This is a genomic window from Microbulbifer sediminum (assembly GCF_021729035.1).
Classification (GTDB): domain Bacteria; phylum Pseudomonadota; class Gammaproteobacteria; order Pseudomonadales; family Cellvibrionaceae; genus Microbulbifer; species Microbulbifer sediminum.
In genome coordinates, this window is sequence record NZ_JAJSAP010000004.1 from 301027 (window position 1) to 323624 (window position 22598).

Genomic DNA, 22598 nt, shown 5'->3' on the forward strand with positions numbered 1-22598 from the left:
AAAACCTTTCCATTTGTTTTTTTGTTATGTGGCAATTGTACTAACGTGCTATCTCAAACCATGACAGTAATCAATGGCCGCTTTAAATCGCCAAACAAACAAATCATACACCCGCACAACTTTACTTAGCCACCCTACTTTTTATTAGCGATATAACCTGTAAAAAATAGACATCTCCAATATTCAATTAAATTTTCGTAAAACTTTTATTAATTTAATTAACACTAAAATTCCATGCAGAGACAAGACACTGGCAGAGTGACAACTACAGCCTTACTTGCTGCTGAAGTTTACAAACAGGATGTCATTGCCAATGATGAGAAAAAGAGGAAACCTGGTAGGACCCGGCGCCAGAAAATATAGCTGCTGTCCGCTCTGAATCTACAGCTCCTTTTAACCATGACCGGACACTCGGAACTTATCAGGCAGAGAAAACATGATTTTAGTAGCGGGGGGAAGCAGTGGCTCGCCCGATGGATTAGGCTGGCAAACCTGGCTGCAGGGCCCCCTCAGGGACATAGCCATTTGACATATGTCTTTTTTACCCCTGGGATGTTAAGAAGAAGTGTGCATCCCGGATCAGCGCCCGAGACAATGGCCGGCGGGGTATCGAATTGCCTGTTGATCCGCAACTCTCCGGAGCTGGACTTGTTGCAGGCTGGACGGTAGTCCGCGGGTTCGGCCAGCAGCAGTCTCCGTTTATTGTCAGGAGGCACTCATGATTTCATTTGGGGAGGGCACCGGCGCTCTGCAGCTTCAGGTAATGGAAGCGGTGGGTGTAATCTCACCATCGGGAGTGCGGCAACAATATCGCTCTCGCACTGCGCGAGTGGCCCGGTACTTTGGAAACATAACTCCACGACCCCGTGCCCGTTGCGCGGGCCGCACTGCAACAGCCGGGGACGCGGTTATACCCCACGATGTACTGGAGCCGTGTGGTCTATCCCCCGGAATCGAGCAGGCACTTCGCCGCGGGGAGCCTCGCTCCAGCCTGTATTGCAAGAGCACCTGGCCTGCTGCCGCCTGCGGGATCAGGATGTCGCCAGGCTCATCAGGGGGGCGGGTCCGGATTGCCAGTGTGGAAACACTCAGCCACGCGATGACGATGAAAAAAGCGGGCAATGAAGAGGGCTTCCCGCAATTCAACCACCCGCTTTAAGCAGACTCTCAAAATATCATCGACAAAGCCGGGCACCCCGATCTGCCAAAAATTCAGAATGGCATGACACCGTCGGGACTGACTCACCTCCACCAGGGATGCCCCAGCGGTGCCTGCCCTCGCCCTTAAAACTCAAACTGTAGCTCGCCACGAGATATGGCCCTGAGTTTCCGTGCGTATGCATTTTCAGTACTGGGGTTGTCAGCCAGGAGGAATGCCTGGGTGAAGTGTTCGCGGGAGTCTTGTACATCCCCCAACCTCAGGCTGGTAAGCGCCATAAGGAAATGAAAGCGGTGATCATCCCCATGTTTCCACAACGCGCGCTTGAGCTGGTGGCGCGCCTCCTGATACTCCCCACTCTCAAAGGCATAGCGTGCCTGCTGGTAGAGGTAATAAGGGTTTCGCTCCCGGTGGTAACGCGCCCGCCGGGCATAGTCATCAGCCAGTGCCGTACGGCCATCAGCACGGTAAAGCCGCTCCAGGTTACTGGTGGCCACCAGGTGACCTGAATCCAGCAGCAGGGTCTGGCGATAGCTCTGCTCCGCCTCATTCATATGCCCTGCCCGGCTGTACAGCGCCCCCAGGTTTGACCAGAGATCAGCACTGGCAGGCTGCAGGTCGATAGCCTTTCGCAGGTACAGGAACGCTGATTCTATGTCCCCGGCCTGCATCAGCTCGACACCGCGATTGCTGTAAAACTGGGCAAACGCCTGGCGGTCGCTCAGGCGGCGCTGGTCATACACCGGATCGTAGGCCTCCAGGTTGAAGTCGACCACCCGGCGGCCGCGCTTGCCTTCGGACACCATATTGATGTGCCGGTAGACCACGAATGTCTGCTCCTCGGCACTGTCCCAGACCGGAGGCACGTCCACCTCGTTAAAATAGGCATCCGCCCCGAGCTGTCGCGTCATGGCCACCATCATCAGGGTAAACGCCAGGCAGTTGCCTCGCTGCTGGTGGTAAGTGTCGCTAGCGCCCAGGGTACTGTTCGCATCGTATTGCACGGCAAACTCCTGCTGCCCGAATGCGCGGATCAGTGCCGCCAGGCGTGCATCCGGTCGAGCCCCCGGCGCGACCCCGGCCAGGTAGTCACGCATTGCAGGGGACAGTGCCAACAGGTCGTGGTCCGGCAGGCGATCAATGCTGACCGGCTGCCCAAGGATGGGCTCCCCAGAGAGGACAGCGGAGATATCCCGAGGCGGCTCGGGTTCAGGCAGGCTGGCACAACCCGCGAGGACCAGCAAGGCAAGGAAGATCAGTGGGGTTCTCATGTCATTTTCCCCTGTCATAGAGCAGCCATACAGCATTTAACACCAATTCTCGCGGATTTGAATAGCCGAATGCCAAATTGGGCGGTTTCAATTGCAACGAGTCGCCTGCCTACAAGAGTGCTGTTAAACTGCGATGGCTTGTTTTGGAAGTCTCCGTGACACCTTCTGCGCCCCCCCGGCCAGGCTGGTGCTCCCGTGTGACTGCCGATAACCACTGCAGACTGAGGAGTACCATGCATCCACCAGTAGTCGTCGCGATCGCGACCAATACTGACGGATCGGTCGGGTTTTTCCGCCGGTTCGCGCTGGCTCGCTCCCGGATACTGCCATTCAACAACCGGCAACCGGTCCGGCTATGTGCCGGCCCCGGGTCTCACGCCTAAAGCTATAACAACTGGAATTTCAGGTTATGTCGTCCAACACACATCAGAACAGCGATGGCTTCTTTGGCCATCCGAAAGGGCTCTCGACCCTGTTCTTTACCGAAATGTGGGAGCGCATGAGCTACTACGGTATGCGCGCGCTGCTCGTACTGTTCATGACCGCGAGCCTGCAGGAAGAAGGCCTGGCCTTCACCGTGGCGGCCGCAACCGCCATCTACGGCCTGTACACCGGCGCGGTCTATTTCCTCGGCCTGCCAGGCGGCTGGATTGCTGACCGCCTGCTCGGTGGGCAGAGGACGGTCTGGTATGGCGGCATCATTATCATGTGCGGCCATATCGTGCTCGCCATCCCCAGTGACAGCACCTTCTTTGTCGGCCTGATCCTGGTGGCCTCCGGTACCGGCCTGCTGAAACCCAACATCAGCGCCCTGGTCGGTCACCTGTACGCCTCCGACGATGTGCGCCGCGACAGCGGTTACGCCCTCTACTACATGGGCATCAATATCGGCTCCGTACTCGGCTACATGATCTGCGGTTACTTCGGTGAGAAAGTCGGCTGGCACTGGGGCTTCGGTGCCGCTGCGGTGGGCATGGCGGTTGGCCTGATCCAGTACCGCAAGACCATCGGCAACCTGGGCGATGCCAGCCTGAAGCCGGAACATCCGATGACCCCGGCGGGCGAAAAGAAGGCCTGGAGCACCATCTGGGCGATCGTCGCCGCGGTGGTGGCGATCACCGCCCTGACCATGACCGGCATCATCTCCATCAACCCGGTTGCAGTCGCTCAGTATGTAGCGATCGCCTTCACCCTGATCTTCTTCGTCTACTACGCCTACATCTACTTTGGGGGCAACCTGAACGAGTCGGAGAAAAGGAAGCTGTGGGCACTGTTCCTGGTGTGTATCGCGTCCGCCTGTTTCTGGGCCGGTTTCGAGCAGGCGGGTTCCTCCCTGAACCTGTTCGGCCGCGACTATACCGACCGCATGATCGGCTCCTTCGAGATCCCGGCCTCCTGGTTCCAGAACGTCAACCCGATGTTCATCATCATCCTGTCGCCGTTCTTCGCCGCACTGTGGATCAACCTGGGCAAGCGCATGATCACCCCGTCCTACGGCATGAAGTGCGCCGTCGGCCTGATGATCATGGCCAGCGGGTTTATCGTCATGTTCTTCGCTTCCCAGTACGCGGCCGAGGGCCTGAAAGTGGCACCCTACTGGCTGGTGACCACTTACTTCCTGCATACGGTGGGTGAGCTGTGCCTGAGCCCGGTGGCCCTGAGCGCCGTCAGCAAGCTGTCCCCGCGCCGCTTCGCCGGCCAGATGATGGGCGTGTTCGTACTGACCTACTCTATTGGCAACATCATTGCCGGCCTGCTGGCAGGTAATTTCGACCCGGAGAACGTCTCCGAGCTGCCGAACCTGTACCTGCAGATCGCGGTATTCAGTATCGGTATCGGCGCCGTGATCGCGCTGATCAGCCTCAAATCCAAGAAATGGGAAGGCCACAGCGAGGTGGCCCAGCCGGTGGAGCCGGCCGAGACCGCCGCCAGAACCACCTCCTGACCCGGATACCGGGCAAGGAGCGACATTCTGTCGCTGCAAGCGAGGGCCGCTGGCAACAGCGGCCCTTTTTTATGGCCAGTCCCCAGTCATCACAATCGCCCCCTCGTACCAGCAGGCCACAGGCAGGCTGATACTAATGAGTGAGCAGCGGAGCACTGGGATGACTATGCCCCCAGCCTGCAGGGGCCGGGGCAGTCAGGTGAACAGGTGAAGGTTCAGCCAGATAAACCGCAGCCCGATCACAAACAGCAGGCCGCCGAAGCAGTTCTTGAGTAGCGGTGGGGACAGGCGGTGGGCCAGCAGCGCACCGAAGCGGGCGAAAATTGCGCTGGCGAGCACAATACCCAGAAAAGCAGGCCAGTAGATATAACCGGTACTCCAGTCAGGCAGCAGCGGGGCCGAGGAGCCCTGAACCGCGAAACTGATCGCGCCTGCCACCGCAATGGGCAGTCCACAGGCGGCGGAGGTGGCCACGGCTCGCTGGATCTGCACATGGCAGCGGGACAGGAAAGGTACGGTCAGCGAGCCCCCACCGATACCGAAGATCGCCGACGCCCAGCCGATCACGCCACCCGCACCACTGAGTATCCCCCCCCCGGGCAACCTGCCGCCGTCCTCGGGCAGCGGCACCGAGCGCAGGCCGTCCAGCCACATTTTGCAGGCGATGGCCACGGCGAAAATACCGATCAGCATCTGCAACCAGGCCCCAGGCAACAGGTGTGCGGTAACGCCGCCGAGCCAGGAGCCCAGCAGGATGCCCGGCGCCATCAAGCGGAACACGCGCCAGTCCACCGCCCCCTTGAGGTGATGCGTGCGAATAGAGCTGACAGAAGTGATGACGATGGTGGCCAGTGACGTAGCCACTGCCATATGGGTGAGAATCTCCGGCGAGATGCCCTGGGCGGCAAACACCAGCACCAGCGCCGGGACAATGACCAGTCCCCCACCAACTCCAAAGAGGCCGGCGATGGTGCCAGCGACCGCGCCCACGGCGAGATAAACCAGAAGTGTTTCCATTACTACCCTCCCCTCTTAAATTCCTTCTTGTGGGCCAGCTGGCTGATGTGAGCGGGAACAGGCCGGTCTCCACCACGCGAGCCGGGCGATCGCAGGATTGTCCCTGGTTATCGATTAATTTCCAGCCAGTCGAAACCCTGCTGCTGGCAGGCGAATATACAGTTGTCGACCTGCTCTGCGGGGACCGCCAATGCAGTCCGTGCCAGCTCGACGGTATTGTTCTTTTCACTGATATGAGCCACCACCAGGTGCTGCAGTTGCTCGTGGCCGACGCGCTGCAGGAATCCCGCAGCCTGCTGGTTGCTGAGGTGACCGTAAGCACCGCCCACACGTCTTTTGAGTGAGGGGGGATACGGCCCCTGGGCCAGCATCAGCGGGTCGTGGTTGGCCTCCAGCACCAGGGCGTCACAGCCACTGTAGTGCTCCTCAACGTGCGGGGTGACCGTCCCCAGGTCGGTAAGCAGCCCAAGGCTGCGGCCATTTCGGCGGAAGACGAACTGCGCCGCCTCGCGGGCATCATGGGGCACCGCTACGGGAGTAACCTCGATATCCGCTACCGCAAAGGGCCGGTGCCCCTCGATCAGGTGGATCTCTGGCAGCTTGCCGATATCCCGGGCCCGCAGGGTGCCCGGCGTCAGGTAAACGGGGAGCTTGTACTTGCGCGCCAGCGGCGCCACCCCGGATAGGTGGTCGCTGTGCTCGTGGGTGACAAGAATTGCCGACAGGTCTGCCGGCGTCATGCCGAGCCGCGCCATACGCCGCTCGGTTTCCTTGATGGTAAAACCGCAGTCCACCAGCAGGCAGTGGTCGCCACTGGCGACCAGGGTGCCATTGCCCTTACTGCCACTCCCCAGGGAAGCAAAACGGAGAGACGAACCGGCCGGCATTATTTTGCCAGCCCCTTAGATCAGGTTCTGGCGGATAGCCATCAGCAGGTCAGAGGCTCTCGCGCGCTTCAGGGGCTTGCCGCTGGTATCCCGTACCCGGACTTCCACGGCGTCCGGCGTGCTGCGCACCACGACGATATACCCGGGAATATCGGCACCGGTGGCGCCACCCAGGCCGGTCATGCCACCGAACAGGGCCGGGTCGGTGGTCGGGTCCACATTGCCCAGGAGTTGCTGCAGGGTCACCTTGGATGCCGACTGCGCCAACTTGTCCTCTTCGTCCGAGGAACCCCAGGAAAACCAGCCGCCGTCTTCCTCTCCCTCGGTCAGTTCGCGATCCTGATCGAAGGTCACATAGAAAATCCGTCGCTCTTCATCTTCCAGGTGCATGCGGTAGGCACCGGAATTCACCGCGTGGGCCACTGTTGCCCAGGCCCGGTCCATGGACAGGTCCAGAGACAGGAAGGGGTCACGGCGGGCCGGCTCGAGCAGCTGCACCTTGACGCTGCCGCCACCAATAGCCTGTGCCACCAGGGACGCCGCCGCACCGGAAGCCTCCGCAGCCAGGGCGGTGGACATCTCGTCAATCATCCAGCCCTCGCGCTCCGGGCTGGTGGATTGCTCGGGCCAGGTCACCTCGTTGCGGGGATCATCCTTGGGCAGGGAGTAGTGACGCACATGAATCTCGGTGGTGTCCGGCTGCACACCGGATTCCACCCGCAGGCGGTACTTGTCCTTGGTTTCCGGGCTCTCGCGGAAGCCCAGCCAGGTCGTTTCCATAATGCCTGCGTTGGCATCGGACCTTGCCAGCTGCAGCCCAGAGGTGCGCAGGAAATAGTGAAGCTGGGGCCAGACCTCCTCGGGCGGCTGGGAGACCAGCACCCAGCGACGACTGCCGAGTTTCTGGATCTTGACCCGGTCCAGGCCGACATTAACCGACAGCGCCTGCGGCCGCGGCACCTCGAACTCGCTCGGCTCCACGTCACCACTGCTGACCTGGGGAACCTCGTACAGCTCTTCCTGCTGCTTCGGTGTCACCCCTTCGGGCATGCGCAGGGGCGGCAGGCTGTCTGCCATCTGGTAGTCATCACTGCGATCGCGGAAATAACCGTCGTCGCCGAAAATACCGCAACCCGAAAGCGCCACGCTGGCGATACACAGCGCAGCTCCGGCAGTCAGTCTTGTCATTATTGGTTCCTATGCATTAAAGCTTGTTACGCCGGCCGGCCACTGTGGCCACCGGTGATTGCGTCTCCCCGGGGCCGCAGCCTCAGAGCACACCGGCACTGCGCAGGGCCTCGCGCACGGTTGCGTGATGTTCCGGCGAGAGCGGTGTCAGCGGCAGGCGGATGCCACTGTCGATCCGCCCCATCTCCCGCAGCGCCCATTTCACCGGGATCGGGTTCGATTCCAGGAACAGCGCCCTGTGCAGCGGCTGGATCCGCTGGTCGATGGCCCGGGCTTTCTCTGCGTCGCCCTGCAGGGCGGCCTCACATACCTGGGACACCGCTGCCGGGGCCACGTTCGCAGTCACGCTGACATTGCCGTGGCCGCCGGCCAGCATCAGGTCCAGGGCGGTGGCGTCATCACCGGAGTAGATGGCGAAATCCTTCGGCAGGATTTCAAGCAACTCGCGGGCGCGATCGATGTTGCCGGTGGCTTCCTTGATGCCCACGATATTACTGATTGAAGCCAGTCGACGCACGGTTTCCGGCTGCATGTCCACGGCGGTACGCCCCGGCACATTGTAGAGAATCTGCGGAATGGCCACGGCCCTGGCAATGGTCTTGTAGTGCTGGTACAGGCCTTCCTGGGTGGGCTTGTTATAGTACGGGGTCACCAGCAGGCAGGCATCGGCGCCACACTTGGCGGCGTTTTCGGTCAGCTCGATCGCTTCAGTCACGGAATTGGCACCGGTTCCCGCGATCACCGGAATACGGCCACCCACCTGGTCCACCACTCGGCGAATGACCTCCAGGTGCTCGTTCACGCTCAGCGTGGCGGACTCACCGGTGGTACCCACAGCCACAATGGCCCGGGTACCCTGCTCGATATGCCACTCCACCAGGTTGTGCAGGCTGTCCCAGTCCAGGCCACCATCTGCATACATCGGGGTGGCCAGGGCCACCAAACTGCCGGAAAACATCCTAACTCCTTAAATTCTACCCCGTTTGCGCGAGGAAAGGCCGCCGCAACGAAACCGGTATGTTACTGATGGCGCCCGGTCGATGCCAGAGGCGGGCCGCCCGGGGATCAACGGCGGTCACGACGCCGTTTTTTCTTGCGCTTGCGCACCCCGTCATAGATGCCGGGCTCGCCCGGTGGGCGCGTCTTAAAGCGCCGGTGCACCCACATGTACTGCTCCGGCAGCTCACGCATACGCGCCTCCACGAACTGATTGACCAGCACAGCGTCCCGCAGTTCGTCGCCGGAAGGTATTTCCTCGATGGGTGGATACACTTTGACCGCATATCCGGCGCCATTCTCCAGGCGTCGCACAATATAAGGCACCACCAGGGCCCGCCCCACACGCGCAAAGCGCGAAGTCCCGGTCACGGTGGCCGCCGGCTGCCCGAACAGGGGCGCAAATACTCCCTGTTTGATCCCGTAGTCCTGGTCGGGGGCATACCAGACTGCCCGCCCCCGCTTGAGCGCCCGCAACATGCCGCGTACGTCCTTGCGCTGGAATACCTCGGAGTCCTCACCGTGGCGCTCCCGGCCCTTGCGCTGCATGTAGTCGTATACCGGGTTCTTGTGCGGTCGGTACATGCCATCCACCGGGTGGCACAGGGACATAAACTGGGCACCGATCTCCAGGGTGGTGAAGTGCATGGCCAGCATCACCACGCCCTGTCCCCGCTCCGCAGGCCCCTGCAGGTGTTCCAGGCCCTCGATCGTGAAAAGCCGGCGCAACCAGTCACTGCTGCGGAACCAGGCCATGCCGGTTTCCATCAGTGCGATACCGTTGGACTCAAAATTGCGCCGCAACAGGGAAGCCCGTTCTTCATTAGACATTTCCGGGAAACACAGGGCCAGGTTGCGCTCGGCGATCAGGCGCCGGCTGGGCGCGAATCTCAGCATGACCCGGCCCAGCGCGCGGCCACAGGCCAGCTGCCAGCGATAGGGCAGCTGTGCCATCAGGAACCAGAGCCCGAACAGCAACCAGGTGGGCCAGTAACGCGGATGCAGCAGGCCCGCGCGAAAATGCGGTTTTTCCATGGTTCAGGGTGTACTCGCCGCCAGGTGAAAGAAAGCCGCGCATTATAGCGGATATCCGGCGCCTGTTGCGTCGCTGAGTGCCGGGAATTCACCCGGACAGGCCCCGTTGGCGCCGCAGGGCTACCAGCGCGACCCCCCCGGAAATGCCAACCGCCGAGACTGTACAGGCAAAGGCGGCAGCCATCGCTTCCAGCTGCGGCGCCGGAAGGACCAGGAGCAGCCCTTGCACTACGGCAAAGCCGGTGAGGCCGCGAGCGGGATGCGATTTTGCGGCTGGTACTCGAGGTGGGTCGGGCCCACCGCCTGCATGAAGGTGGCAGCAGCGACAGGGTACTTGCTACGCCCGTTGCGCTGCTGTGCGCATTGGGGCACCAGGGTACAGGGGAAGGGGCAGGACGAGGGTAATACTGCCCTCTCCAAGGCAACCGCTGGCGTTATAGGTAAGTCTGGGCAAGCCCGCTATAGGGCCATGCAGGCATTTACCGGGAGCGGCCTAGCCTGCATGGCATTGCAGGCGATGCGGCAATTTCATTCAGGGCTTCCTCGCCCAGCCCCCTGACTTCCGGCGTTCCAGCAGCGAACGCTGGACCGCGCCAATGGGTATCGGTACCGGGCAGAAACCCATGCTCCACGAGCAGTCCATAACGGCTATCCGCCAGGCGGCCTGAGCTTTTGAGCCGCTATCGCCGGGAACCGGGAGGCTTCTCGCTTTCTGCGGCACTCCTGCTGCCGCAGAGCAAGTCCCATGGCATCAGCCCCCGGGCAGGCCTCAATGGCGCAGCAGCGAATCCAGTTCGTCCACCACCTCACACCAGTCGGAATCATCCTCTATTGCCTGCTCCAGGAAGCGGCGCTGGTTATCCGACCAGAAAGGGGCGGCAGCAAGCTTTTCATCTCCCGCCAGGTGATGCCGTGCCAGGAATTCATCGATGGCCGCATCTTCAGACGCAAGTCCCAACTGTGCAAACAGGTCGTTGAGATTGTGATGGGTAGAAGTATCCATTGCTGCTCCATCTGACTTGGATTTACAGCGTGGTTTTACACGCCGGCGTGTCTCTGTGTACCGCGAATTTACCTGAGTATAGTGGCCTGGTTAAAGCCGTACTCTCTCCGGCCCCGCCTATCAGCGCATGAGGCGGAATACCGGCACCAGTATTGACTTGGGTCAGGACGGCTATTTTTCAAGATCTTTCGATTTCGAGCCGTCGACAGACTGATGTTTGACACAGCGCACAAGTTTGGTCGCCCCCTGGTCTCACTTTGGCGCTCTACTCCTCCCCGACGCCCCACCAGGCTGATAGTCTCGAACCCGCTGTAAAAATATAAAAAGTTTTCCAATAAAAATGCATAAAGAGGACAAACCTATGGAAAGGTACCAATTCAAGAAAACGCCGATCGCACTTTGCCTTTCGGCACTGCTGGCCAGTGCCCCGTCACTGGCGCAAACCACCCAGACCGGCGGCGATGCCGCCGAACGGGAACTGGAGCTGGTGGAGGTCACCGGCTCCCATATCAAGCGGGCCCAGATGGATGGGCCCTCGCCGGTGGCCAGCCTCAACGCCGAGGACATTGCTGCCACGGGTGTCACAGACCTGATCGGTCTCTTTAGCAAGCTGCCCATCTCCGGGCAGGGCACTTTCTCCACCCAGGCCAACAGCAGTGACGACACCGCCAATGGCGGCTCCAGTGTCTCGTTGCGTGGGCTGGGTGCCGACTCCACCCTGATCCTCGTCAATGGCCGCCGGGTATCGGTCAGCCCCTTTGCCAAGAATATCGATACCGCGTTTGTGGATATCAACAACATCCCACTCGCAGCCATCGAGCGTGTCGATGTGCTCAAGGACGGCGCCTCGGCCACCTACGGCTCCGATGCCATTGCCGGGGTGATCAATGTCATCCTGCGCGATGATTTCGACGGGATGGAACTGTCCGGCAAGGTCGGTGGCACTTCCGCCGGCGGCGGCAGTGAGAGCAACCTGAGCATGGTCTGGGGTAATGTGACTGACAACAGCAGCCACACCGTGATCGTGGATTACTTCAACCGCGAGGAAACCCTCTATGCGGATCGCGATTATGCCCGCTCCGCCAACCAGGCGGCACTCCGCCCCAATGACCCCTTCGCCACGGACTTCCGCAGCTCCGCCGGCATCCCGGGCACCATCGCCCTGGCCTCCGACCCGACAGTGCGCCTCGCGGACACTTTCGGCAATGACGTCTGTGCCCCCGAGGATATCGACGCGGCCAACAATCTCTGCCGCTACGACTATGCCCCGTTCATGAGCATGGTGCCGTCCACCGAACGGGTCAGCTTCAACTACCTCGGTCGCTACACTGTCTCCGACCAGGTGGAGGCGTTTGCCGAAATCAGCGGACAGAATTCCAAGACCACCGTCAAGGGTGCCGGCAGCCCGAGCTTCAACGAGCTGTTCATGTCCGGCGACAACCCGAACCACCCGTTCGCCGATATGCCGACACACCCATTCTATGGGCAGGACCTGACCATGCGCCGGCGCACGGTGGATATCGGTAACCGCCGCAAGGAGGTTGACTCGGACTACTTCCGCAGCGTGTTGGGCCTCGAGGGCGAGCTGGGTAGCAGCTGGAACTGGGAAGCGGCCTACAGCTATATCAAGAGTGATGCTGTCGAGCGGGGCGTGGACGGCTTCCCGAACTCGCGCCGGGTACAGGAAGCCATCGACAGCGGCCTGTGGGACCCGTTTGAACCCTCCTCCAATTCAGCCGAGGCGCTCGCCTATATCGAGACCACCACCACCCGTGTGGGCAAGTCGACCACCCGCTCTGTCGATGCGCAGTTCTCCGGGCCCATACTCTCCATGCCCAGCGGCGACCTGATGCTGGCTCTAGGTGCGGAGCATCGCCAGGACAGCATCAGCGACAATCCCGACGACCAGTTCCTGCGCGGCGACATCTTCGGTACCGAGGCCACCCAGGCCAACGGCAGCCGCGACAACACCGCCGTGTTTGCAGAACTCGCGGTACCCGTACTGGATACCCTCGAGTTGCAGGTGGCAGCGCGCCACGAGGACTACAGTGATTTCGGCACCACCACCGACCCGAAGGTGTCATTCCTGTGGTCGCCGCTGGACAGCGTCTCGTTCCGCGGCTCCTGGGGCACGGCCTTCCGCGCACCGTCGCTGTCGCAACTGGGACTGGGCCGCACCGATGAATCCCCCAACCTGGTGGACAGTATCCGCTGCGAGGCGGTGGGCAACATCAACAAGGCCTGCGAGCCGCAGGAGTACACCGCAGTCTTCGCCGGTAACCCGGACCTGGGCCCGGAGGAATCCGAGAGCTACAACCTCGGCATGATCGTCAACCTGGACGAGCAGCTGCTGCTGACAGTGGACTACTACAGCTACGATATCGAGAACATCATCGATTCCGACACCCAGTATGTGTTCAGCAACTTCGGCAATGATCCGGAAGTGGTCGTCCGCCTCCCGTCCTCCGATGAAGATGACCCGGGCGAGGTAGTGACCATTTACGATTCGTTCCAGAATATCGGTGACCTGTCCACCAGCGGCATCGACCTGGATCTGCGCTACAACCTGGACACCGACTACGGCAGCTTCGGCTTCTCCTATGTCATGAATTACATGCTGGAATATGAGGAGCTGCGCCCGGCCGCAAATGGCGGTAGCCGCATCAACCGCGAGGCTGGTGATTACGAGCTGCCGGAATTGCGCTGGACCACCGCGATGGACTGGAGCCGCGATACTGTTTCCGCGCGCCTGGCGGTGAACTTCATCGACAGCTTCGCGCAGGATGCCGCGGTGGCACAGCCGGGCATGGGTGATATCGACTCCATGACCACGGTCGATACCACGGTGAACTATTTCGGCTTCGAAAGCGTTACAGTCACACTCGGGGTAACCAATCTGTTCGACGAGGAGCCGCCAATGGATTACGCGGACTTTATGGGCTTCACCCCCAGCGTACATAGCGGTCAGGGGCGCTTCGCCTACCTCTCATCCACCTACACGTTCTGATCGTGCTAAACCACCCGGCCGGCGTGCCGGGCACCAATAAAAAAAACCGCCGTTGCCAGCTGGCAGCGGCGGTTTTTTTCTGCCCTCGCGATGACCGGCTCAGGGCGCCGGATTGGGATTGTCCGAGTGGATCGCCTCAATCGCCTGCAGCAGGTCGTCACCGAGTTCCAGTTCAGCGCTGGCGATGTCACTCTGCAGCTGTTCCAGGTTGGTCGCGCCGATAATATTCGAGGTGACAAACGGCTGCCGGTTAACAAACGCCAGCGCCATCTGCGCCGGGTCCAGTCCCGCCTCCCGCGCCAGCGCGACGTACTCTTCTGTCGCAGCGACGGCACGCGCCCCGCTATAACGCTGGAAGCGCTCGAACAGTGTCAGGCGCGCCCCCTCCGGCTTCCTTCCGCCCAGGTATTTACCCGACAGGGCGCCAAACGCCAAAGGCGAATAAGCCAGCAGGCCACACTGTTCGCGGATGGCCATTTCCGCACACCCCACCTCGAATGTACGGTTCAGCAGGCTGTAGGGATTCTGGATACTGGCGATTCGGGGTTTGCCATGTGCGGCAGAGAGCTTAAGGTATTCCATCATGCCCCAGGGCGTCTCATTGGAGATACCGATGTGGCGCACCTTGCCGGCTTTAACCAGCTCTTCCAGCGCATCCAGGGTCTCGGCAATGGCGATACCGTCATCATCGCCGTGCTCATAGCCCAGGCGCCCGAAAAAGTTGGTCTGGCGCTCAGGCCAGTGCACCTGGTACAGATCGATATAATCGGTGCGCAAGCGTCGCAGGGATTCCTCGCAGGCCGCAAACACCTGCTCGCGGCTGAGGCGCGGACCACCGCGCACATGCCCCACACCCGAGTTCGCCGCACCTCGGCCGGTTACCTTGGTGGCCAGGACAAACCGGTCCCGGTTGCCGCGGGCCGCGATCCAGGTGCCGATGTACTCCTCCGTACGGCCACAGGTTTCGGGGCGCGGGGGCACCGGATACATTTCCGCACAGTCGATAAAGTTCACCCCATTGGCCAGCGCATAATCCAGCTGTTCGTGGGCCTCGGCTTCCGTGTTCTGCTCACCAAACGTCATGGTGCCCAGGCAGATTTCACTGACCCGGAGATCGGTGGTGCCGAGCTGGCGATATTCCATGGGAGTGCTCCTGCAATTTCTCCAAAAGGGGGATTATGCAGGTTCGGGGAAGGTAAATGTAGGAGCGGCCGGCGGCCGCTCCTGCAAGAAGGTCAGGGGGAACGCGGGGTTACTTGAAATCCGCTTCCACAACGGGGCTGGTATCGGCCTCGTAATCGACACCGTTCACACCGAAGCCGAACAGCTTCAGGAAGTCTGCCTGGTAGCCCTTATAGTCGGTCAGGTCGAACAGGTTTTCCTCGGTGACCTGGGGCCACAGTTCCTCGATGCGCGCCTGGGTCTCCGGGCGCAACTCCTTGTCATCCATGCGGTAGCGATTTTCGCCGTCCAGTCGCGGACTATCCGAGTACAGCCCCTCGGTGTAGAGGCGATAGAGCTGCTCGATACAGCCCTCATGGGTGCCCTCTTCCTTCATCACCTGGTAGACCAGGGAGATATACAGCGGCATCACCGGGATAGCGGAACTGGACTGGGTCACCAGGGCCTTGAGCACCGCCACATGGGCATCAGCCTGACCCTTGCCGCTGATCTCTTTAGCCGCGCGATCCAGGTCCTCCTTGGCCTTGCCGATGGTGGCGTGGCCGTAGATCGGCCAGGTGAGCTTTTCACCGATATAGGTGTAGGCCACGGTCTTGCAGTCGTCGGCCAGCACACCGGCATCGCCCAGGGCCTGCAACCACAGTTCCCAATCCTCGCCGCCCATGACTTTTACCGTCGCATCAATCTCTTCCTGGTTGGCGGGCTCCAGGGTGATATCGGAAATCTCCAGTTTGTCGGTATTCAGGTTGCGAGCGGTATAGGACTTGGCCACCGGCTTCAGCACCGAGGAATGGAGTTCACCGGTTTTCGGGTCCTTGCGCCGCGGGGAAGCCAGGCTGTAGATCACCAGGTCGACCTTGCCCATGTCCTCTTTGATCATGTCGATCGCCTGGGCCTTTACCTCATCGGAAAAAGCATCGCCATTAATGCTCTTGGCGTACAGCCCTGCCTTGTGGGCCTCTTCCTCGAAGGCGGCAGAGTTGTAGTAGCCGGCAGAGGCGGTGCGCTTTTCCGTCGGCGGCTTCTCGAAGAACACCCCCAGGGTCTTGGCGTTGCAGCCGAACGCGGCTGTGATCCGCGAGGCCAGGCCGTAACCGGTGGAGGCTCCCACTACCAGCACGTTCCTGGGGCCATCCTCGATGGCCGGCTGTGACTTGATGTACTCGATCTGTTCACGCACGTTGGCGGCACAGCCCTGCGGGTGGGCGTTGGTGCAGATAAAGCCACGTACTTTGGGCTGGATAATCATGCCTGAGTCTCTCCCTTCAGTTCTGGGATGCGGGGTGACGGCAGCCAGCGGCTGCCATCACCGGTTATTCTGTTCCGGCGGGTGCCGGTGGGGCGCATACGACGCCCGGGTCACGGTGGCGAGTCATTCTATCGGCCCTGCGTAGCCAGTCCATAGCGGCGGCCACAACCACCCCAGCAACCTGTCCAGAATATCCCGATGGCCGGCCAAACCGGCCAAGCTGCACCGGGAAATACCTCCCCAGGGAACCGGGGTCCCGATTGGTGCAACCGTCCAGCCGGCTGCGCCCCCGAGACGCAACGATTGCGGTCGACTGACGCCCGATTCCCCAGCGGCATCACCCTCTCTGTCATCTGCCGTTGGCACACTCTGTGCACCATCAGTTTTGACCGGCCGACTATCACGGCGACGACTCGGTCGTCGGAGGCCCCGGTTTTTCACGGGCATGTTGCACGCCGACAGGCGCAATGGCCCACAGGCAGCAACGAGAGGTAAAGAGAGGTAATCATGAAATACTATTCCCGCCACTTCGTAAAACCCGGCGATCTGAACCCGGCACAGCGGCTGTTCGGCGGCCAGTTGCTGGCCTGGATCGACGAGGAAGCGGCCATCTTTGCCGGCTGCCAGATGGGCACCCCCATGGTGGTCACCAAGCTGATGTCGGAAATCAACTTTGTCAGCTCCGCCTCCTGCGGGGATGTAGTGGAATTTGGCTTTGAAGTGGTGGCCATCGGTCGCACCTCACTGACTATTCACTGTGAAGTGCGCCGCAAACAGGACCGCGAGCTGATCCTGCAGGTGGATCGCATCGTCTTCGTTGCCCTGGATGCGGAGGGCAGGCCCACGCCGCACCGGAAAGCGGGCATGACCGTTGAGCAGGCACGGCTGGCCACCGAGCGGGAGCAACGCCTGGCGAGCTGAGGCAGCCGCGGAAGTGCGCCCGCAGTTTATCCTGCGGGGGCTTCCGGCAGGGACCGGCCAGAGCGGTCCCTGTCTCCCGCCACCTCGTCCCGGTACAACGTGCCAAACAACCAGTCGCCGATCGGGTAAGTGATATTGAAGTTGTACCGCCCCATCAACCGCGGGTCGTGGTGACTGGTATGCAGCCGCCGCAACCGCGCCATCCCGGGCAGGCTTCCGACAAAAGCATCTGCGCGGGTGTGGTAGGCAAAGTGCAGCAGCTCGTAATTCAGGAAGTAGGCAAAAACTGTCGCCGCGTACAGCCAGCCCACATTGGGACCACACAGCCAGGCCACCAGGGCCCCGGACGGAACCACTGTCACCAGCAGGAAGAACACCACCAGCACCGGCGGGAACAGCACGGCATGGAAGTCGTGGCTGCCGTCGAAAGCCATTGCATCGGCATGGAAGAAACGGTGGTGGCGCAGGGTATGGCGACGATAGACACCAGACAGGAGTCGCCGGCGCCAGCCCCGGGGCGGGTGGTGCATCGGCCCCCGGTGTCCCCAGTACTCCATCAGGTTGATGTACACAAACGTCAGGGGTACTGCCAGCCACACATACCAGGCCGGGTCCTGCAGCTGGAGCAGGCACAGGATGCAGACGGCCAGGCTGGCAGTGACGGTAAATGCGAGATGTAGCCAGCCACTATAGAAGCGGCCGATATGGCGCTGGCGGTAGCGGTGGCGAAAGGAGCGGACCCGGGCCGGCACTGCGGTCTCGGGCACCGGACGGGCTTGATTCTGCAACTGGCTCATGGCGACCCTCGATTTCCATGTGCTTGTTAACGTGCCTGCCCGGGCATTGGCACCGGGCGGGCGGGGTCAGCGCATTAACTGCAGCGCGGCGGATTGTTGGTTAGCGGAGCAGTAACACAGGCTGCTGCGTCTTCAGCAGCATTTTCGCCGTCACGCTCCCCATCAGCAAGTCACGCAGGCGATTGTGGCTGAAGGCCCCCATCACCGTGAGGTCGATATCGTGCTCTTGCTGGTAAGCGGTCAGCGCCTCAACGATATTGCCCTTGAGGTTACTGGCGGTAACGGCCAGCCCGGCCGAATCCAGCTGCCTGCTCGCCTCGGCCAGCAGGGTCTCCGCCTTTTCGGGGTCGCCCACAAACACCAGGTGGCAGGATACCTCCTGGAACACCGGGCTCTCGGCGACCATCTGCAGGGCCTTGCCGGCCGCTTCACTGCCGTCATAGGCCAGCATGATCCGCCTGGGCTCGGCGAAATCCCGGTTGACCACCAGAATCGGCCGGTGCAGGGAACGCACCACATTTTCCAGCTGCGAACCCAGCCCCTGCTCGGAATCGCCGTGCTCCTCACCGCGGATGCCCAACACCAGCACGCGGATGGAGTCTTCCAGCTCGATCAGGGACTCCGCCAGGCTGTCGTGACGCTGGCAGGTCTCCACCTGCTGCACACCGGCCATGGTGGTCCGCTCCCGCGCCGCCTGCAGCATCAGCTTGCCCTGCTGGACCATCAGGCGTGCGCGCTGCTGTTCCAGGGCCGTCAGCTCTTCCAGCAGCTCCTCCTGGCTTCCCAGGCCGATGCTGCCGGTCAGGTCGGCAACCGCCGGCACATTGCCGCGCTCGATATTGTGCAGTAGCTTGAGCGGCGCACCGGTCCGCAAAGCGATCCAGGCCGCGTAGTCACACACGGCGCTGGTATGGCGGGAGCCATCGATGCATGAGAGCACCATCGGCTCGCGCGTCTTCCCATTCACCTGGTTTTCGTTATTGTTATCTAGACTCTCGGTCATCAGTGTCCTCCCAGGACCCGCTCGATTTCTTCCGGCTTGTCGTGCACACCAAAGCGGTCGACGATGGTCTCACTGGCCTCGTTCAATCCCACCAGCTCCACCTGGGCGCCCTCACGGCGGAACTTCACAACGGTCTTGTCCAACGCGTATACCGCCGAGACATCCCAGAAATGCGCCCGGCTCAGGTCGATGACAACCTTGTCCATCACTTCCTTGAAGTCAAAGGCAGCGACAAACTTGTCGGCAGAGTTGAAGAATACCTGCCCCACCACGCGATAGGTGCGGGTGGAAGACGCCTCATCCAGCTCCGAGGCCACGTACATGAAGTGGCCGACCTTGTTGGCGAAAAACAGGGATGCCAGCAGCACGCCGACAAATACACCATAGGCCAGGTTGTGGGTCCACACTACCACAATCACGGTCGCCAGCATGACCAGGTTGGTGGAGAGCGGGTGCTCTTTCAGGTTGCGGATCGAGTCCCAGTTGAAGGTACCGATAGACACCATGATCATTACCGCTACCAGCGCAGCCATGGGGATGACTGCCACCAGATCACTCAGGAACACCACCAGGGTCAGCAGGCCGACACCTGCCACCAGGGTGGACAGGCGGCCCCGCCCACCGGATTTCACATTGATCACCGACTGGCCGATCATCGCGCAGCCGGCCATGCCGCCCATCATCCCGGTAGCAATATTGGCCACCCCCTGGCCCTTACACTCCCGGTTCTTGTCACTGGGTGTGTCGGTCAGGTCGTCGACGATGGTTGCGGTCATCAGGGATTCCAGCAGGCCCACCACCGCCAGTGCGGCGGAGTAGGGGAAAATGATCCGCAGGGTCTCGAAATTGAGCGGTACTTCCGGCCACAGGAATACCGGCAGGGTATCCGGCAGGTCACCCATATCACCCACGGTGCGGATATCCAGGCCCATGTACACCGCCACGGCAGTCAGGGCAAGGATGCAGACCAGCGGCGAAGGCACCACCTTGCCGATCACCGGAATGCGCGGGAACAGGTAAATGATACCCAGGCCGGCGGCGGTCATCGCATACACGTGCCAGGTGACATTGGTCAGTTCCGGTAGCTGCGCCATGAAGATCAGGATCGCCAGCGCATTGACGAATCCCGTCACCACCGCCCGCGACACGAAGCTCATCAGGCTACCCAGCTTCAGGTAGCCGGCGATGATCTGCAGCACCCCGGTCAGCAGCGTGGCCGCCAGCAGGTACTGCAACCCGTGCTCTTTCACCAGCGTCACCATCAGCAGCGCCATGGCACCGGTGGCGGCCGAGATCATGCCCGGGCGCCCACCCACAAATGCGATAACCACGGCAATACAGAAGGAAGCGTATAGGCCAACGCGCGGGTCTACCCCGGCGATAATGGAGAAGGCAATGGCCTCGGGAATCAGGGCCAGGGCCACTACGAGGCCCGCGAGCACATCGCGGCGGATATTGCCGAACCAGTCGGCCTTGGTCGAGGAGAGCAGCATAGCGATCGGGTTCCAGGGCGGAATCAGGTAATCAGTCGGGTTAAAAACTGGTCAAAAAAAAGGCCGCGCACTCTACCACGGGCCACCTCTCCAATAAAGGTGCGGCACCCTAAGGCACACCTGTCCGAACCGATCTCTGGCCGGACAGCGGACACCTGCAGCGGACACCCACCATCCCAGGCCCCTGCCAAAAAAATAAAAATAATCCTTTATTTTCAGTGCCTTACAAAACTCTCCAGACATGGCACACCCTTTGCTCTAAAGCCCTGTAACAGTCACCTGCACACCGGTTGCCACTTACCCTGTGTGCATCCACCAAGGGCAGTCATAGCGTCAAAGGCCTGCAGGCACCGGCGCCAACTGACAAAAAACAAGCACGCAGCGATAAAGGACCAGACCAGAACAATGATAAGAGATACCTCGGGACAGGATATCCAGCTGGACACCGCCCCCCTCTGGAAACGACCGAAAACCCTGAAGGCCTGCGGCATCACCCTGCTGGCCCTGGTCCTGGTGGGCTGGGGGATCAAATCCTGGCACGACACCGGCAGCGTGGACGGCACCCTGTCCCTTTCACAGGTCAATATTGCCGAGGTACAGCGCGGCGACCTGGTACGGGACCTGGTGGTCCAGGGAAAGGTCGTGGCCGCCAACAGCCCCACCCTGTTCAGCCCGGCCCAGGGCATTGTCCGGTTTATGGTCAAAGCCGGCGATATCGTCGAGCAGGGCCAGCTGCTGGCCGAGGTGGACAGCCCGGAGCTGTCGAACCAGCTGGCACAGGAACAGGCGCTACTGAACAAGCTGACCGTCGAACTGGAGCGCCAGAAAATCCAGGCCAAGCGGCAGCGCCTGGAGAACCAGCAGAAAGCGGACCTGGCGGAGGTCGACTTGGCGGCCGCCAAACGCGAGTTGCGGCGCGCGGAACTGTCAATTGAGAAGCAGATCATCTCCCGCCTCGACTTCGAGAAAGCCTCCGATGACCTGGCCCGCGCCGAGCTTGAGTACAAGCAGGCCAGACAGAACGCCCAGCTGGAGAAAGAGGCCCTGACCTTTGAGACCCGCACCCTGGAGCTGCAGGTATCCCAGCAGAAGCTGAAAGTGGAGGAGCTTAAGCGGCGGGTCGGCGACCTGCGGATCACCTCTCCGGTTGACGGCACTGTCGGTAGCCTGGCCGTGGCGCAGCGCAGTGCCATTCCCCCCAACGCCCCCCTGATGACCGTTGTCGACCTGAGCAGCTTCGAGCTGGAGGCCGCCGTACCGGAAAACTACGCCGATGACCTGGGCCTGGCCATGAGCGTGGCCATTAACCTGAGCGGCCGGGAAGTGCCGGGTGAAATCACCGCCATCTCCCCCGAGGTGATCGACAACCAGGTGGTGGCGCGGGTGCGTTTTACCGACCACCAGCCGGAGAAGCTGCGCCAGAACCTGCGCCTCACCGCGCGGATCCTGCTGGAAAACCGTGACAACGTCATCCTGGTCAAGCGCGGCGCCTTCCTTGACCAGACCGGCGGGCGTTACGCCTGGAAGCTGACCGATGACAGTCAGGCGATCCGCGTACCGATACAGACTGGCGCCCTGGGCCTGAACCAGGTGGAGATCATCTCGGGCCTGCAGGAGGGCGACCGGATCATCACTTCCGCAGCCGATGCGCTGGAGAACGCACAGCTGGTGGCGCTGAAGCAATAAACACAGCTCTCTCAAATTGATTATTAACGACAAAGGAATTCCCACGATGCTCAAGATGCATAACATTCGCAAAAGCTACCGCACCGACACCATCGAGACCCACGCCCTGCGCGACTTCAGCCTCGAGGTGAATGAGGGAGAGTTTGTGTCCGTGACCGGCCCCAGCGGCTCCGGCAAGACCACTTTCCTGAATATCGCCGGCATGCTGGAAACCCCTACCGGGGGCGAGTACCTGCTGGATGGGGATAATGTCAGCCACCTGAACGACCGCCAGCGCTCGCGCCTGCGCAATGAAAAAATCGGTTTTATTTTCCAGGGCTTCAACCTGATCCCCGACCTGAACCTGTTCGACAATATTGACGTGCCACTGCGCTACCGCGGCTTCAACAGCAAGGAACGCCGTCGCCGCATTGAAAAAGTGCTCGAGCAGGTGGGTCTGTCCGCCCGGGCCAAACACCTGCCGTCGCAACTCTCCGGTGGTCAGCAGCAGCGTGTGGCGATTGCCCGCGCCCTTGCCGGTGAGCCACGCTTCCTGCTGGCTGACGAACCCACCGGCAACCTGGACTCCCTGATGGCCAGGCAGGTGATGGAGCTGCTGGAATTTATCAACGAGTGGGGCACCACCATCGTGATGGTTACCCACGACCCCGACCTGGCCCGCCGTGCCCACCGCAATATCCAGATTGTCGATGGCCAGGTTTCCGACCTGCAGCGTGCCGTCGCCGCAGCGGAAGCCGCTACGGCTTAAGGAGAGCGAAC

Annotated in this window: 17 protein-coding genes; 5 read left to right on the top strand and 12 right to left on the bottom strand. The window is 61.3% G+C overall.

Annotation, left to right across the window (positions count from 1 at the left end; translation table 11 throughout):
* Positions 1-1284 precede the first annotated feature (1284 nt).
* Positions 1285-2430 (bottom strand): tetratricopeptide repeat protein, encoded by a 1146-nt coding sequence (locus tag LVD11_RS08675; RefSeq protein ID WP_237058000.1) that lies wholly within the window; start codon positions 2428-2430, stop codon positions 1285-1287.
* A 409-nt stretch (positions 2431-2839) separates the two neighbouring features.
* Between LVD11_RS08675 and LVD11_RS08680 the strand changes: the two genes are divergently transcribed.
* Entirely contained in the window at positions 2840-4375 is a 1536-nt protein-coding gene (locus tag LVD11_RS08680; protein ID WP_237058002.1) for a peptide MFS transporter, read from the top strand.
* A 195-nt stretch (positions 4376-4570) separates the two neighbouring features.
* Here LVD11_RS08680 and LVD11_RS08685 read toward each other — a convergent pair whose 3' ends face one another.
* The 6 genes from LVD11_RS08685 to LVD11_RS08710 all read right to left on the bottom strand — a co-directional run bounded on the left by LVD11_RS08685 (position 4571) and on the right by LVD11_RS08710 (position 10501).
* Positions 4571-5392, bottom strand: coding sequence for a sulfite exporter TauE/SafE family protein (locus LVD11_RS08685; protein WP_237058005.1), 822 nt, complete (start codon positions 5390-5392; stop codon positions 4571-4573).
* A 107-nt stretch (positions 5393-5499) separates the two neighbouring features.
* Positions 5500-6279, bottom strand: a complete 780-nt coding sequence (locus LVD11_RS08690; RefSeq protein ID WP_237058007.1) for an MBL fold metallo-hydrolase — start codon at positions 6277-6279, stop codon at positions 5500-5502.
* A 15-nt stretch (positions 6280-6294) separates the two neighbouring features.
* Positions 6295-7467, bottom strand: coding sequence for an NlpB/DapX family lipoprotein (locus LVD11_RS08695; protein WP_237058009.1), 1173 nt, complete (start codon positions 7465-7467; stop codon positions 6295-6297).
* 82 nt (positions 7468-7549) lie between these two features.
* A complete protein-coding gene (dapA, locus tag LVD11_RS08700) occupies positions 7550-8425 on the bottom strand; it encodes a 4-hydroxy-tetrahydrodipicolinate synthase (RefSeq protein WP_237058011.1) in 876 nt (291 codons plus the stop codon).
* Between the two features lie 107 nt (positions 8426-8532).
* Positions 8533-9498 (bottom strand): LpxL/LpxP family Kdo(2)-lipid IV(A) lauroyl/palmitoleoyl acyltransferase, encoded by a 966-nt coding sequence (lpxL, locus tag LVD11_RS08705; protein ID WP_237058013.1) that lies wholly within the window; start codon positions 9496-9498, stop codon positions 8533-8535.
* Positions 9499-10267: 769 nt separating this feature from the next.
* The gene (locus LVD11_RS08710) at positions 10268-10501 is read right to left on the bottom strand and encodes a DUF2789 domain-containing protein (protein ID WP_237058015.1); all 234 of its coding nucleotides are present in this window, start codon (positions 10499-10501) and stop codon (positions 10268-10270) included.
* Between the two features lie 361 nt (positions 10502-10862).
* Between LVD11_RS08710 and LVD11_RS08715 the strand changes: the two genes are divergently transcribed.
* Positions 10863-13508, top strand: coding sequence for a TonB-dependent receptor plug domain-containing protein (locus LVD11_RS08715; RefSeq protein WP_237058017.1), 2646 nt, complete (start codon positions 10863-10865; stop codon positions 13506-13508).
* Between the two features lie 99 nt (positions 13509-13607).
* On the opposite strand, the gene LVD11_RS08720 is transcribed toward LVD11_RS08715, so the two are convergent.
* Both LVD11_RS08720 and fabV read right to left on the bottom strand, forming a co-directional pair.
* A complete protein-coding gene (locus tag LVD11_RS08720; RefSeq protein ID WP_237058019.1) occupies positions 13608-14651 on the bottom strand; it encodes an NADP(H)-dependent aldo-keto reductase in 1044 nt (347 codons plus the stop codon).
* A gap of 109 nt (positions 14652-14760) precedes the next feature.
* Complete coding sequence (gene fabV / locus LVD11_RS08725) at positions 14761-15939, bottom strand: enoyl-ACP reductase FabV (protein WP_237058021.1); 1179 nt, start codon at positions 15937-15939, stop codon at positions 14761-14763.
* Between the two features lie 507 nt (positions 15940-16446).
* On the opposite strand from fabV, the gene LVD11_RS08730 reads away from it, so the two are divergent.
* The gene (locus tag LVD11_RS08730; RefSeq protein WP_237058023.1) at positions 16447-16860 is read left to right on the top strand and encodes an acyl-CoA thioesterase; all 414 of its coding nucleotides are present in this window, start codon (positions 16447-16449) and stop codon (positions 16858-16860) included.
* A 26-nt stretch (positions 16861-16886) separates the two neighbouring features.
* Here the strand turns inward: LVD11_RS08730 and LVD11_RS08735 are convergent, their stop codons facing one another.
* The 3 genes from LVD11_RS08735 to LVD11_RS08745 form a co-directional block, all read right to left on the bottom strand.
* Positions 16887-17657, bottom strand: a complete 771-nt coding sequence (locus tag LVD11_RS08735; protein WP_237058032.1) for a sterol desaturase family protein — start codon at positions 17655-17657, stop codon at positions 16887-16889.
* A gap of 100 nt (positions 17658-17757) precedes the next feature.
* Positions 17758-18660, bottom strand: coding sequence for a universal stress protein (locus LVD11_RS08740; RefSeq protein WP_237058034.1), 903 nt, complete (start codon positions 18658-18660; stop codon positions 17758-17760).
* The gene (locus LVD11_RS08745; protein ID WP_439651279.1) at positions 18660-20153 is read right to left on the bottom strand and encodes a SulP family inorganic anion transporter; all 1494 of its coding nucleotides are present in this window, start codon (positions 20151-20153) and stop codon (positions 18660-18662) included. Before LVD11_RS08745 ends, LVD11_RS08740 begins: the two co-directional genes overlap by 1 nt.
* A gap of 405 nt (positions 20154-20558) precedes the next feature.
* Here LVD11_RS08745 and LVD11_RS08750 point away from each other — a divergent pair, with 405 nt between their 5' ends.
* Entirely contained in the window at positions 20559-21839 is a 1281-nt protein-coding gene (locus LVD11_RS08750) for an efflux RND transporter periplasmic adaptor subunit (RefSeq protein ID WP_237058036.1), read from the top strand.
* 46 nt (positions 21840-21885) lie between these two features.
* Positions 21886-22587, top strand: coding sequence for an ABC transporter ATP-binding protein (locus LVD11_RS08755; RefSeq protein ID WP_237058038.1), 702 nt, complete (start codon positions 21886-21888; stop codon positions 22585-22587).
* Positions 22588-22598 lie beyond the last annotated feature (11 nt).

Coding starts and splice junctions, on each gene's coding strand:
- LVD11_RS08675 (WP_237058000.1), bottom strand. CDS start 2,430: ATGAGAACCCCACTGATCTTCCTTGCCTTGCTGGTCCTCGCGGGTTGT.
- LVD11_RS08680 (WP_237058002.1), top strand. CDS start 2,840: ATGTCGTCCAACACACATCAGAACAGCGATGGCTTCTTTGGCCATCCG.
- LVD11_RS08685 (WP_237058005.1), bottom strand. CDS start 5,392: ATGGAAACACTTCTGGTTTATCTCGCCGTGGGCGCGGTCGCTGGCACC.
- LVD11_RS08690 (WP_237058007.1), bottom strand. CDS start 6,279: ATGCCGGCCGGTTCGTCTCTCCGTTTTGCTTCCCTGGGGAGTGGCAGT.
- LVD11_RS08695 (WP_237058009.1), bottom strand. CDS start 7,467: ATGACAAGACTGACTGCCGGAGCTGCGCTGTGTATCGCCAGCGTGGCG.
- dapA (WP_237058011.1), bottom strand. CDS start 8,425: ATGTTTTCCGGCAGTTTGGTGGCCCTGGCCACCCCGATGTATGCAGAT.
- lpxL (WP_237058013.1), bottom strand. CDS start 9,498: ATGGAAAAACCGCATTTTCGCGCGGGCCTGCTGCATCCGCGTTACTGG.
- LVD11_RS08710 (WP_237058015.1), bottom strand. CDS start 10,501: ATGGATACTTCTACCCATCACAATCTCAACGACCTGTTTGCACAGTTG.
- LVD11_RS08715 (WP_237058017.1), top strand. CDS start 10,863: ATGGAAAGGTACCAATTCAAGAAAACGCCGATCGCACTTTGCCTTTCG.
- LVD11_RS08720 (WP_237058019.1), bottom strand. CDS start 14,651: ATGGAATATCGCCAGCTCGGCACCACCGATCTCCGGGTCAGTGAAATC.
- fabV (WP_237058021.1), bottom strand. CDS start 15,939: ATGATTATCCAGCCCAAAGTACGTGGCTTTATCTGCACCAACGCCCAC.
- LVD11_RS08730 (WP_237058023.1), top strand. CDS start 16,447: ATGAAATACTATTCCCGCCACTTCGTAAAACCCGGCGATCTGAACCCG.
- LVD11_RS08735 (WP_237058032.1), bottom strand. CDS start 17,657: ATGAGCCAGTTGCAGAATCAAGCCCGTCCGGTGCCCGAGACCGCAGTG.
- LVD11_RS08740 (WP_237058034.1), bottom strand. CDS start 18,660: ATGACCGAGAGTCTAGATAACAATAACGAAAACCAGGTGAATGGGAAG.
- LVD11_RS08745 (WP_439651279.1), bottom strand. CDS start 20,153: ATGCTGCTCTCCTCGACCAAGGCCGACTGGTTCGGCAATATCCGCCGC.
- LVD11_RS08750 (WP_237058036.1), top strand. CDS start 20,559: ATGATAAGAGATACCTCGGGACAGGATATCCAGCTGGACACCGCCCCC.
- LVD11_RS08755 (WP_237058038.1), top strand. CDS start 21,886: ATGCTCAAGATGCATAACATTCGCAAAAGCTACCGCACCGACACCATC.